10 protein-coding genes and 1 tRNA gene are annotated in these 13,074 nt (G+C 33.1%); 10 read left to right on the top strand and 1 reads right to left on the bottom strand.

What is annotated here, in order from left to right; genetic code table 11:
• The first annotated feature begins 61 nt into the window (after positions 1-61).
• On the top strand, positions 62-1,105 hold the full coding sequence (locus P7122_RS02005; RefSeq protein WP_278004098.1) for an NAD(P)/FAD-dependent oxidoreductase: 1,044 nt from the start codon (positions 62-64) through the stop codon (positions 1,103-1,105).
• Between the two features lie 6 nt (positions 1,106-1,111).
• Here P7122_RS02005 and P7122_RS02000 read toward each other — a convergent pair whose 3' ends face one another.
• Complete coding sequence (locus P7122_RS02000; protein ID WP_278004097.1) at positions 1,112-1,495, bottom strand: DUF983 domain-containing protein; 384 nt, start codon at positions 1,493-1,495, stop codon at positions 1,112-1,114.
• A gap of 113 nt (positions 1,496-1,608) precedes the next feature.
• On the opposite strand from P7122_RS02000, the gene P7122_RS01995 reads away from it, so the two are divergent.
• From P7122_RS01995 to P7122_RS01955, 9 genes are all read left to right on the top strand, one after another.
• Complete coding sequence (locus P7122_RS01995; protein WP_278004096.1) at positions 1,609-3,516, top strand: ABC-F family ATP-binding cassette domain-containing protein; 1,908 nt, start codon at positions 1,609-1,611, stop codon at positions 3,514-3,516.
• A gap of 75 nt (positions 3,517-3,591) precedes the next feature.
• On the top strand, positions 3,592-4,716 hold the full coding sequence (locus P7122_RS01990; RefSeq protein WP_278004095.1) for an efflux RND transporter periplasmic adaptor subunit: 1,125 nt from the start codon (positions 3,592-3,594) through the stop codon (positions 4,714-4,716).
• Complete coding sequence (locus P7122_RS01985) at positions 4,716-7,919, top strand: efflux RND transporter permease subunit (RefSeq protein ID WP_278004094.1); 3,204 nt, start codon at positions 4,716-4,718, stop codon at positions 7,917-7,919. The genes P7122_RS01990 and P7122_RS01985 overlap by 1 nt, the downstream gene beginning before the upstream one ends.
• Positions 7,906-9,225 (top strand): TolC family protein, encoded by a 1,320-nt coding sequence (locus tag P7122_RS01980; RefSeq protein ID WP_278004093.1) that lies wholly within the window; start codon positions 7,906-7,908, stop codon positions 9,223-9,225. The genes P7122_RS01985 and P7122_RS01980 overlap by 14 nt, the downstream gene beginning before the upstream one ends.
• Positions 9,226-9,238: 13 nt before the next feature.
• Complete coding sequence (locus P7122_RS01975; protein WP_278004092.1) at positions 9,239-9,421, top strand: CPXCG motif-containing cysteine-rich protein; 183 nt, start codon at positions 9,239-9,241, stop codon at positions 9,419-9,421.
• A 130-nt stretch (positions 9,422-9,551) separates the two neighbouring features.
• Positions 9,552-10,397 carry a leucine-rich repeat domain-containing protein gene (locus P7122_RS01970; RefSeq protein WP_278004091.1) on the top strand — a complete coding sequence of 282 codons (846 nt, stop codon included), beginning with the start codon at positions 9,552-9,554 and terminating at the stop codon, positions 10,395-10,397.
• Positions 10,398-10,514: 117 nt separating this feature from the next.
• Positions 10,515-10,587, top strand: a tRNA-Met gene (locus tag P7122_RS01965).
• Between the two features lie 54 nt (positions 10,588-10,641).
• Complete coding sequence (locus tag P7122_RS01960) at positions 10,642-12,000, top strand: tyrosine-type recombinase/integrase (RefSeq protein WP_278004090.1); 1,359 nt, start codon at positions 10,642-10,644, stop codon at positions 11,998-12,000.
• Between the two features lie 2 nt (positions 12,001-12,002).
• Entirely contained in the window at positions 12,003-12,920 is a 918-nt protein-coding gene (locus P7122_RS01955) for a hypothetical protein (RefSeq protein WP_278004089.1), read from the top strand.
• Positions 12,921-13,074: the final 154 nt, after the last annotated feature.

Genomic DNA, 13,074 nt, shown 5'->3' with positions numbered 1-13,074 from the left:
TTATACAATTAATTTTAATATCTCATGCCGAGCATGTCTGCGCTTCTTGTATTTTTGCAGAGTGAAACAAGTAGATTATATTATAGTTGGTTGTGGTTTGGCCAGTATAGCTTTTAGTGAACAATTAAGAGCTAATGGTAAATCATTTATTGTATTTGATGATAGGTCTCAGCAATCTTCTATTGTGGCAGCGGGTTTGTATAATCCTGTGATTTTAAAACGATTTTCAGAGGTTTGGAAGGCAAAGGAGCAGCTAGACTTAGCATTACCTGTTTATAAAAAAATAGAACAAGATCTAAAAATAAAAATAGATCATAAGCTGAGAATACTTAGAAGATTTACATCTATAGAAGAACAAAATCTGTGGTTTAATGCTTCTGATAAACCCAAACTAGAGCCTTACCTTTCTACACAATTAGTCAAAAACACTAATGAATTTATAGATGCTCCATTCGGATTTGGTGAGGTGTTACACGCAGGCAGAATAGACACAGAAGAGCTTATACATGCATACAAAACATTTTTAAAGGAAAATCAAAGCCTTGTAGAATCGCGCTTCGTACATCAAAATCTTAAAGTTTCATCACACGGAGTTTCTTATGAAAATATAAAAGCAAAACAAGTAGTTTTTGCTGAAGGATTTGGAGTTAAAAACAATCCTTATTTTAAAGATATTCCACTTAATGGTACCAAAGGTGAGGTTTTAGTCATTAAAGCTCCTAACCTTAATATAGATTTTGGTATTAAGTCTTCGGTATTTATTATTCCATTAGAGAAAGACCTATATGCAGTCGGAGCAACATACAATTGGACCGACAAAAGTAATATCCCAACTGAAGAAGGCAAACAGGAGTTGGTCAATAAGCTAAAAACGTTTTTAGAATGTGATTTCGAAGTTGTTCAACACTTAGCAGGCATTAGACCTACAGTAAAAGACCGTAGACCTTTGGTAGGCCAACATGCCGAATATCAAAATTTATATGTTTTAAATGGTCTTGGTACAAGAGGTGTTATGATAGCTCCTTATGTAGCGCAAAAGCTTTATCAATTTATAGAAAATAATACACCTTTAGATTCAGAAATTAATATTTCGCGTTTCAATTGATAACGCTTATTTCTTAGCTAACTTTTTATCGTATTTCATAAAAAGGTTTATCCAAATGTTACGAGAAAGTCTCATGATAATAGGAAAGAAAACAAGCAAAGTACCAACAATACTAATAAAACCTACCATTTCAGAAAAACCAAGAATAACATAACTAATAATAAAAGCAGTTACTGCAAACGCAATACCTACACCATAACTCACATACATAGAACCATAAAAGAAAGAAGGTTCTATTTGATATTTTGTTTTACAATGCGAGCAATGATCGTGCATTTTTAAAACTTCGGAAACAGCATAAGGATTCTTATTTACATACATAGATTCCTGATGACACTTAGGGCAAGCTCCAAAAAGTATACTATATAATTTCATTCCTTTTCTAATCATAGCTAAATCCTTTACTTTTGCGTTTTGTTGAACTACAAAAATAGCCTTTTTACAAGTCTATATTTGTAACAATTGTAACATTTAACGCAGTTGTATTTTTAAGAAAACTATATATGCTCAATATTCATAATCTGTCCATATCATTTCAAGGTGAATATCTTTTTGAAGACATTACATTTAAACTTGGTGCAGGAGACCGCATTGGTTTAATCGGTAAAAATGGTGCAGGTAAATCTACAATGCTAAGGATTTTAGCCAAAGAACAAGAATCAGATTCTGGACAAATTGCAGCAGATAAAGACTTGAAAATCGGCTTTCTTAAACAAGACATTGATTTCGATTTTGGTAAAACCGTTTTAGAAGAATCTTACGAAGCCTTCAAAGAGATTAAAGCGTGTGAAACTAAGCTAGAAAACATTAATACTCAGTTAGCAGAACGTACAGATTACGAAAGTGAAACCTATAACCAATTAATGATTGATTTAAATGACATTCAACATCAATACGAAATCTTAGGAGGTTATAATTATCAAGGTGATACCGAAAAAATTCTTCAAGGTTTAGGATTTAAGCGCGAAGACTTTGATAAGCTCACAGATACCTTTTCTGGTGGATGGCGAATGCGTATTGAACTCGCAAAGTTACTGCTTCAAAATAACGATTTGCTGTTGTTAGATGAGCCTACAAACCATTTAGATATCGAATCTATCATCTGGTTAGAAAACTTTCTGAAAACATATCCAGGAGCAGTTGTAATTGTTTCGCACGATAAAATGTTTTTAGATAACGTAACCAACAGAACTATTGAAATTTCATTAGGAAGAATTTACGATTACAACAAGCCATATACAAAATTCCTAGCTTTAAGAAAGGAAATGAAAGTGCAGCAATTGGCAGCCCAAAAAAATCAGGAAAAGCAAATTCAGCAAACCGAAAAACTGATTGAAAAATTCAGAGCCAAAGCCTCTAAGGCTACAATGGCACAATCGTTAATTAAAAAGCTGGATAAGATTGATCGCATTGAAGTTGATGAAGATGATAATAGCGTAATGACTTTAAATTTTCCAGTGTCTATTACACCAGGAAAAGTGGTAGTTGAGATTGAAAATGTCTCAAAGAATTATGGTGATTTACAAGTTCTTAATAATGTGAATTTAACAGTCCCAAGAGACGTAAAGACTGCATTTGTCGGCCAGAACGGTCAAGGAAAATCAACCTTAGCTAAAATCATCGTTGGTGACTTAAAGCACGATGGCAATGTTAATCTAGGGCATAATGTGCAAATAGGATATTTTGCACAGAACCAAGCCGAATATTTAGACGGTAACAAAACCGTCTTAGATACAATGATTGATGCTGCAAATGAAACCAACCGTAGTAAGGTTCGTGATATTTTAGGAGCATTCTTATTTAGAGGCGAAGAGGTAGAAAAGTACGTAAAAGTCTTATCTGGAGGTGAGCGTAACCGTTTGGCATTGGCAAAGCTATTGCTTCAGCCATTGAATGTTTTAATAATGGATGAGCCTACCAACCACTTAGATATTAAGTCTAAAAATGTACTAAAAGATGCGCTCAAAAAGTTTGAAGGTACGCTTATTTTGGTATCTCACGACAGGGATTTTCTGCAAGGATTAACCGAAACGGTTTACGAGTTTAAAGACCAAAACATCAAGGAATACCTTGGAGACATCGATTACTATTTAGAGCAACGTAATATTGAAAATCTAAGAGAAGCCGAAAAGCGAACCGTTGTAGAGGATAAACCTAAAGAAAGCAATAAGCAAAGTTACGAAGACCAGAAAAAAGTAAAGTCGCTCAATAACAAGCTGAGTAATATTGAAGCTAAAATAAATCAGCTGGAAAAAGCTATTAAAGAAGACGACTTTAAACTGGAAACAGATTACGATAACACGGCTTCTGACCCTAAATTCTTTGACGATTATCAAGAAAAAAAGAAAACTTTAGAACAGTTGATGGAAGAATGGGAAGAAGTTACCATTCAAATTGAAGAAATTTCATAGCAACATTAAGATTATTTTAACGACTGCGCATAATGATAACAATAACTTTGTACGTTATTGATGACCGCTTTCATTATGACCAGAAAAATTATCCTTTCCGTTTTGGGTATTGCTTTAATTGTTGGAGCATACTTTTTCGCAAAATATCTTATTGAGAATAAAAACAAGCCTAAACCTGTAGTGCCAAAAGTGGTTAAAACAGTTTTGGTAGATACAGTTGAAAATTCAACAGTGCCTATTGTCATTTCAGCAAATGGGAATCTTACAGCAAAGCAACGCGTAGAGTTGTATTCTGAAGTACAAGGTGTTTTTAAAACCGGAAATAAACTTTTTAAAGCTGGTCAAAAATTCAATCAGGGCGAAACACTTATTCGTTTAGATGCTTCAGAATATTATGCTAGTGTGCAATCTGCAAAGAGTAATCTTTACAATAGTATTGCTGCAATTATGCCAGATTTGAGATTAGATTTTACAGATGTTTATCCTAAATGGCAAGCCTATCTTAATGGTTTTGATTTAAATAAAAGCACACCACAATTACCAGAAATATCTGGCGAAAAGGAAAACTATTTTATCACAGGTCGTGGTATAGTAAGTGCATATTACAACGTAAAAAATCTAGAACAACGTTTAGCTAAATATAGAATTTCAGCACCTTTTACAGGGATATTAACCGAAGCTTTAGTAACGGAAGGTACACTTGTAAGAAGTGGACAAAAATTAGGAGAATTCATAAATCCATCGGTTTACGAAATGCAAGTAGCTGTAAGTAAATCTTATGCAGATGTACTAAAGGAAGGCGAAGCTGTAACCCTTTCTAATTTAGAAAAAACAAAAACCTACCAAGGAACAGTTTCTAGAGTTAACGGAAGTATTGATGCTACTACGCAAACTATCACTGCTTTTGTTGAAGTAAAGCACGACGATTTAAAAGAAGGAATGTACTTAGAGGCAAACCTTAATGCCGAAAAAGTAAATGATGCTATAGAAATTGATAGAAATCTGCTTCTGGATAGTCAAGAAATTTACGTAGTCAAGGATAGTCTTTTGGATGTTATTCCTGTAAAACCTGCACATTTTTCTGATGCTACTGTGGTTTTAAAAGAGGTGCCAAACGGAACCATCATTTTAAGAAAACCAGTACCTGGTGCTTATGCAGGTATGCAAGTTAAAGCTGCAACAACAGATTCTGCCGAATAATGAGAAAGTTAATAGAATACTTTATAAGATACCACGTTGCAGTAAATGTATTTATACTGGCATTTTTTGTGTTTGGTATTATAGGTTATTTGTCGCTGAAATCTTCGTTTTTCCCATTAACCGAATCAAGAATAATAAATGTTGCCATTACTTATCCTGGTGCTTCGCCACAAGAGATAGAAGAGGGAATTGTGCTTCAAATTGAAGATAATCTTAAAGGCTTAAAAGGTATAGATAGAGTTACTTCAACGTCACGAGAAAATAGTGGAAGTATTACTGTAGAAATCGAAAAAGGCGAAAGTTTAGACTTTATGCTTCTCGAAGTGAAAAATGCAGTAGATAGAGTACCATCGTTTCCAACAGGAATGGAGCCTCTGGTGGTTTCTAAGCAAGAAGCTGTAAGGGAAACTATTTCTTTTGCGCTCAGCGGAAAAGATATTCCTCTGGTAACGTTAAAGCAACTAGCACGTCAGGTAGAATCAGACTTACGAGCAATTGATGGTATTTCGCAAATTGAAATTTCTGGTTTTCCTGATGAAGAAATTGAAATAGCAGTCAACGAAAATGATTTACTGGCCTATAACCTAACTTTTACCGAAGTTGCAGAAGCTGTTAGTGGTGCAAATATTTTAGTTACAGGTGGTAATGTAAAGACTGTTGCCGAAGAATATTTAATCAGAGCAAATAACAGAGAGTATTACGGTAAAGAGCTGTCTAACATCATTGTTAGAGCTACTGCAGACGGAAAAGTTATTCGTCTTAAAGATGTAGCAATTATTAGAGACCGTTTTTCTGAAACGCCAAATGCCACTTATTTTAACCAAGAGTTAGCTGTAAATGTTGCTATCACAAGTACTAATAATGAAGATTTAATTACTTCTGCAGATAAAGTTAATGAATACATAGAAGCGTATAATCAAAAGTACAATAACGTACAAATAGATGTTGTTAGTGATAGGTCTATTCCTTTAATGCAACGTACTTGGTTATTGTTTAAAAATGCTTGGCAAGGTATACTGTTGGTGTTATTTTTCCTTTCAATCTTTCTAAATACAAGATTGGCATTGTGGGTAGCCTTTGGGTTGCCGATTTCCTTTTTAGGAATGTTTATGTTCGCATCTCAATTTGATGTTACCATAAACGTATTATCGCTCTTTGGTATGATTATCGTTATTGGTATTCTGGTTGATGATGGTATTGTTATTGCCGAAAATATCTATCAGCATTACGAGAAAGGTAAAAAACCAATTCAGGCTGCCATTGATGGTACTATGGAAGTAATTCCACCTGTGGTTTCTGCTATCATTACAACATTATTGGCTTTTTCTTTATTCTTCTTTTTAGATAGTAGAATAGGAGAATTTTTTAGTGAAGTGTCGGTCATTGTAATACTTACTTTAGTCGTCTCTTTGGTGGAAGCATTAATAATTTTACCTGCGCATTTAGCACATTCTAAAGCATTACGTCAGCAAAAAATTAATAACGATAGCACATCTAAAACCAAGCAGTTTTTCTCTTTTATGAGAGGGTTAAATAAGCTTGGCGATAGAATAATGTCTTTTTTAAGAGACAAATTCTACGTGCCAGTTTTAAATTTCATATTAGGATTTAAGCTTTTTTCATTAGGAATCTTTGTTGCGCTTTTAGTACTAACATTTGGCTCTCTTGGAGGTGGAATTATTGGTGTAACCCTTTTTCCAAGAATTGCGAGTGATGCAGCTAATATAGAGTTGGTAATGCCTGCTGGTACCAATGTAAAGATTACCGATTCTATTATTTCAATGATTGAAGAAAAATCATTCATCGTTAATCAAGAGCTTACTGAAAAGTATTTAAAAGGAACAGACAAGCAATTGTTTGAAAATACAATAGTGTCTATTAACAGTAGTTCTTCAGCCAATTTAAGAATCAATTTATTGCCAGGCGAAGAACGACCAGATGAAATTCAATCGTTTTTAATAACCAACAGATTAGAAGAATTGGTTGGTCCAGTAATTGGTACAGAACGATTAATCTATGGTTCTGGTGGAAATTTTGGTGGTAATCCGGTTTCAGTATCCTTACTAAGTAATAATATTGAAGAATTAAAAGCTGCCAAACTAGAATTAAAAGAGCATTTACAATCTAATCCATTGCTAAAAGATATTGGCGATAATGACCCAGCCGGAATTAAGGAAATACGATTAGAACTTAAAGAAAGCGCATACTTACTTGGCTTAGATTTAAGAAGTGTAATGTCTCAGGTGCGTTCAGGTTTTTTTGGAGCTCAGGCGCAACGTTTCCAAAGAGGACAAGACGAAATTAGAGTTTGGGTACGTTACGATAAAAACAACCGAAGTTCTATTAACGATTTAGACGATATGCGAATCGTAACACCTATTGGTGAACGTGTAACTCTAAAGGATATCGCAACCTATAGCATAGAACGTGGCGATGTAGCCATCAATCACTTGGAAGGCAAACGCGAAATTCAAGTGTATGCAGATTTAAAAGACCCAAGTACAAGTGCTACTGATATTATAGAAAATATTAGAACAGATTTTATTCCTGAATTACAATCAAAATACCCAACAATTACAACGTCTTACGAAGGACAAAATAGGGAAGCAGGTAAGCTAACAAGCTCTCTAGCAATTGCAGGACCTATTATTCTATTATTAATATACATTACAATTGCGTTTACGTTTAGAAGTTATTCGCAACCGTTATTGCTTATTTTATTGATTCCTTTCAGTTTAACAGCTGTAGCTTGGGGACACTGGTTGTTAGATTTTCCTGTTAATATTTTATCCCTTTTAGGAATCATTGCATTAATAGGTATTATGGTTAATGATGGATTGGTGCTCATTGGGAAATTCAATAGTAATCTAAAAGAGGGAATGAAATTTGACGAGGCACTTTCCGAAGCAGGTAAATCGCGTTTTAGAGCTATTTTCTTAACCTCATTGACTACAATAGCAGGTTTGGCGCCTTTACTATTAGAGAAAAGTAGGCAAGCACAATTTTTAAAACCAATGGCAATTTCCATTTCCTTTGGTATTGCTTATGCAACCATTTTAACCTTGTTGGTGTTACCGTTGTTTTTGTCATTCAGCAATAACATTAAGAAGAATACCAAATGGCTGGTAACCGGAAAAGATATTACCAAGGAAGAAGTAGAACGCGCTATAAAAGAACAAAATGAAGGTAATGAAGAGCATTAAGCATATATTAATTGTTTTGGGCGTTTTATATTGTGTTAATCTGCAAGCCCAAAATGTACTAACAAAAGAAGAGGCTGTTTCTAAAGCTTTAGAGAATAATTATGGTGTGCAAATTGCCAAGAATGATTTGGCTGTTGCAGAGAATAACACCAGTATTTTAAATTCAGGTTACTTGCCAACAGTGACAGGTAGTGCAGGTGCAACGTATAATTTAGATAATACGGAAGCCGAATTTTCTAACGGAGATGTTACAGTCTTAAATGGTGCTGAGAGTTCTAGATATAACGCTAGTGTAAATCTTAACTACACCTTGTTTGATGGTTTAGGAAGACGTTACAACTACAAACGTTTAAAGGAACAGTACCAATTAACCGAATTACAAGCAAGAGAAACGATTGAAAATACGATTATTCAAATGTTTTCGGTGTACTACAATGTGGCGCAATTGTCCGATAATTTAAACACGCTTGAAGAAACACTAACTGTTACCAAAGACCGATTAGTAAGAGCAGAATATCAGTTTGAATATGGGCAAAATACAAAGCTCGAAGTTTTAAATGCTGAAGTAGATATCAATAACGATAGTATTAATATCATCAATACAAGACAGCAATTAAAAAATGCTAAGCGCGATTTAAAATTGGTGTTGGGCGAGACGTTTACTGAAGATTACGATGTAGAAACTGAAGTGGACTTCACGTTACAATTTCAAAAAGACAGCTTATTTCAACAAGCTAAACGAAGAAATGTGGCTTTACTTCAAACCGAAAAAAACATAGCCATTAGTAAGTTAGATATTAATTCTGGTCAATCCGCATACTTGCCAACTATTGGTTTAACAGGTTCTTACGGCTGGAACAAAAACAACAACAACGCAGCATCGTTTTTAACCACATCAACAAATACAGGATTATCAGGAGGTATTAATCTGAGTTGGAATTTGTTTGATGGAGGCGCAACCATCAACAGAGTAAGAAATGCAAAGATTAATCTTGAAACACAACAACTTCAAAAAGAAAATATCCTATTGAGTATTGAGCGCGATTTTAATAACGCTTGGGATGATTATATGAACAAGCTCGATATTTATAACATTCAAGATAAAAATATTGTTACCGCTCAGAATAATTTTGATAGAACTCAAGAGAAATTCAAGATAGGTCAGGTTAATTCAATTGAGTTTAGACAAGCCCAAATCAATTTGTTGAACGCAGAATTAAGCAGAAGTCAAGCAAAATATGATGCAAAATTAGCTGAGTTAACATTGCTTCAAATTAGTGGCGAGTTGTTAAATGTTCAATTCTAAAAACAGCTAAAGAATGGAAGAACACTTTTTTCAATGTCCTTACTGTTGGGAGCAAATTTCTATGCTAATAGATGTGTCCCAAAATCAGCAAACTTACATTGAAGATTGTGAAATTTGCTGTAATCCTATTCAAGTTTCCATTACTATTTCAGATCAACAAATCGTAAGTTTTCAAGCCGAAAATATAGAACAATGAATAATTTTAAATAGTTGAAAATCAACGATTTAAAATTTTAACATATGTAGTTCATCGAAAAAATTTGCAGTTTAAGGTATAAGTGCCTATTTTCGAATAGTTTATGTGCCCCATCCACAAATCTAACTTTATGAAAACTATTAAATTAACCCTACTATGTTGCTTGCTTTCTGTATTTACATATGCAAACGTATCACAAAGTCAAAAAGACGCGCTAGTAGCACTTTACAACACAACTAACGGAGATTCTTGGAATACCTCTTGGGATATGGATCAGCCAGTAAAAGAATGGCATGGTGTAACCCTTGAAGGTAATGAAATTGTAGAAATTGATCTGAGTTTCAATAACCTTACTGGTAAGTTACCAAACGAAATTTCTGACTTAACCTCTCTGAGAGTATTAAATTTAGCTTTCAATAAATTAGAAGGTGAATTACCAAAAACATTAACCGATTTGACCAATTTAGAAACACTTCAGTTGTTTTCTAACAATTTTTCTGGTGCTTTGCCAAAAGACATTGGTCGAATGGAAAATCTTAAAACATTAGAGTTATACAACAATAGTTTTTTTGGTGAAATTCCAAATTCTATAGGTGATTTAACTAATTTAGAAAGCCTTATTTTAAGTAGTAACCAATTAATTGGAAAACTACCTTCTAGTATTTCTAACCTTAAGTCTTTAAAAGTATTAAGTTTATTTGATAATAGTCTGTTAGGAACAGTTCCTTCTTCAATAGGAGAGTTAGAGCAACTAGAAGAGTTAGTATTATCTAATAATGCTTTTTATGGAAATTTGCCAGGCGAATTAGCTCAGTTATCAAATCTAAAAACATTATTGTTAAGCAATAATGGTTTTAAAGGTAACTACGCTGCTTTAAAAGATAAATTACCAAATATTGTAGACTTTGATTTAGACGAAGTAAATATGAAAGGTGCTTTAGCAACTCTAGATTCAGAAGATGATGACGATGATTAAAGATTATCCAAAAACCACTAAATAAATAGATTAAAAAAGTGTTCAAATAATTTGAGCACTTTTTTTGTATAAAAACTTGCTAAAGTTAAAAAGGGTTGTATATTTGCAGTCCGATATCGCGGGATAGAGCAGTAGGTAGCTCGTCGGGCTCATAACCCGAAGGTCACTGGTTCGAGTCCAGTTCCCGCTACTAAGGCGAAAGCCATTAAAATCAACGGATTGTGTATTCACAATCCGTTTTTTTATGTCTTCTATTTTCTTACTTTTACAAAAAGTACACGAAAACGTACACGTTTTATCCATGAAAGCCAATTATTCCGAGCCTAAAATTTATACTGGAGGGGTAGACATCAATCAATGGTCTAAACTCACTAAATCGGAGCAGTCTGAGGCTTTAAAAAAAGATTGGTACGTACATTACAGGTTTAGACACCCTGAAACAGGTCTTTTAAAAAGACAAACAAATATTAAAGCTGGTGCAAATAGGTTTAAGGACAAAAGATCCAGATACCATATTTTAAAGATTATAAAGCAAAGTCTTGAAATCATATTAAATGAAGGTTATAATCCTTATGAGGACAACTCTAGCCTTAAAAAATATCTAGAAGAAAGACTTGAAAATAAACAAAGGACAAAGAATAACTCAATTTCTTTAAAAGTTCCAACTAATTTGAAAGTTGAACAAGATAATGATGTTGAGACGAATGTAAAGTTGAAGGAGGCTTTCGAACTGGTATTGAAATTAAAAGAGAATGTTATGACACACGACTCTTTTGTTAAGTACAGGAGTAGGATTAATAAGTTTAATACATGGTTACTTAATAATGGTTTTAGCACTAAGTCTGATATTACGAGTATTCAGAAAAAGACTGTTATTACTTATTTAAATCAAAGATTAGAAGAAACAGGTGTCAGAAATAGAAACAATGCAAGAACGGATTTATCCTCATTTTTTCAAACACTAAAGGACAATGATATAATTGCACAAAATTTTATAAAAGAGATTAATATTCTAAAAGCTACGCCTAAAAGAAATAAGTCTTTTTCACCTAAGCAGGAAAATGAAATTTTTAGCTATTTAGAAAAGTCAGATCTAACCTTATTACTGTTCATTAAGTTTATTTGTTATGCACTACTTCGACCTATAGAAATATGTCGCTTGAAAATCAAGGATATCGATATCCAAGACAAAAAACTCTATGTAGTGGCAAAAAACCAACCCGTAAAAATTAAAATAATCCCTGAGATTTTATTGAAGGAAATCCCAAATTTGAAGGACTTTGATCCAAACCATCCTTTGTTCTCCAAGGATTCCCTAGGGCAAAAATGGTTAGTAAAAGAAAGCAGTCGTAAGGACTATTACACAAAACAATTTAAAGAAGTTAAGGATAAGTTAGGACTCAATTCAGAATATGGACTATATAGCTTTAGACACACTTATATCGCCAAAATGTATAGGAAACTGGCAAGAGAAAGCTCGCCTCACAAAGTTAAGAGTGATTTGATGTTGATTACTGGTCATACCTCAATGTCTGGATTGGAAAACTATCTAAGGAGTATTGATGCCCAACTACCAAAGGACTACTCTAATTTATTGAAATAGCAATGGATGTAACTCTACTATATAAATATCATTACGAGGCAGTAATTAAAAGATCAAAACATTTAGTTGTTGTTATTTTTAAGAGTAATAAATCTATAAAAAGAACCTTTAGTTCTTTTTATAAAGATATCATAGAAGAGGTTAAGGGGCGTAGCATACATTACTATGATCTTTACAAGGGTAAATATTCAAATTCTATGAATGTATTTGATTGTAATAAAATGATTTATGAGGGAAGTACATATGAGGTAATTGAATTAGTATTTGAGAATCATATTTTTTCTCTGTATGAGAAATACTCTGAAAAGGAATTATTAAATTTTGTTGTAGATCTAGCGAGACGTGATGCTCTTGATTATCTATCCAGGCACTTGTATAACCATCGTGATTATTATAGCTTGGTGTATGACACTGAAAGTTACCAAAATATTTATTTTGATGACTCTAGTAATCTTTATTTCAGAGATTCTAAACCATATAATGAAATGCTAGATTTAAAACATCCTAATAGGATAAAAACTGAAATAAATTTACCAATGGATGTTGACGTTTTAAAAACGAGTAGCTCTAAAAATGACAAGGATTCTGAAATTCAAAGCAAACTAAATGGATTTGATGATGATGAAAGAATGATAATTGGTTACTTATTATATCATGACTATTTAAAATCGAAGAAAAGGTCAATTAGCTTAAATAAATTTTTACTTCTTGTTAAAATAGTTGGTGGGTACGAAGACTTATCTATATTTTATCAAAAAACAAATTCTAATACCTCGTATAAAAAAGCGAATGAAGGTCCTAAATACTTTGCTGAAACCTCACAAAAAAAATTACTGAATTCTCTACTAGTTAAATTAGAGGGTTTGGGAATTGACGACATATCGCCTTTGATTAGAAAAGAACTAGGAAAATTAAAATAATCACGTACTCTTCTTCCGAAAATATACTGAAAAGACTTGTTTTAAATGTTAAAAAAAATGGCTTAAAACATTGTAAAACATAGTTTTATAGGTGGCACGTCGGAATCCGTTGTTCTTCCGATACCTATTAAAAAACAAAAGATCGTTTATCATA

The sequence above is a fragment of the Winogradskyella marincola genome, assembly GCF_029624125.1.
Taxonomy (GTDB): Bacteria; Bacteroidota; Bacteroidia; order Flavobacteriales; family Flavobacteriaceae; genus Winogradskyella; species Winogradskyella marincola.
Note: the sequence above shows the minus strand (reverse complement) of the source record. Positions and strands in the feature narration are given on the sequence as shown.

Coding starts and splice junctions, on each gene's coding strand:
- P7122_RS01995 (WP_278004096.1), top strand. CDS start 1,609: ATGCTCAATATTCATAATCTGTCCATATCATTTCAAGGTGAATATCTT.
- P7122_RS01985 (WP_278004094.1), top strand. CDS start 4,716: ATGAGAAAGTTAATAGAATACTTTATAAGATACCACGTTGCAGTAAAT.
- P7122_RS01980 (WP_278004093.1), top strand. CDS start 7,906: ATGAAGAGCATTAAGCATATATTAATTGTTTTGGGCGTTTTATATTGT.
- P7122_RS01990 (WP_278004095.1), top strand. CDS start 3,592: ATGACCAGAAAAATTATCCTTTCCGTTTTGGGTATTGCTTTAATTGTT.
- P7122_RS01960 (WP_278004090.1), top strand. CDS start 10,642: ATGTCTTCTATTTTCTTACTTTTACAAAAAGTACACGAAAACGTACAC.
- P7122_RS01975 (WP_278004092.1), top strand. CDS start 9,239: ATGGAAGAACACTTTTTTCAATGTCCTTACTGTTGGGAGCAAATTTCT.
- P7122_RS01955 (WP_278004089.1), top strand. CDS start 12,003: ATGGATGTAACTCTACTATATAAATATCATTACGAGGCAGTAATTAAA.
- P7122_RS01970 (WP_278004091.1), top strand. CDS start 9,552: ATGAAAACTATTAAATTAACCCTACTATGTTGCTTGCTTTCTGTATTT.
- P7122_RS02000 (WP_278004097.1), bottom strand. CDS start 1,495: ATGATTAGAAAAGGAATGAAATTATATAGTATACTTTTTGGAGCTTGC.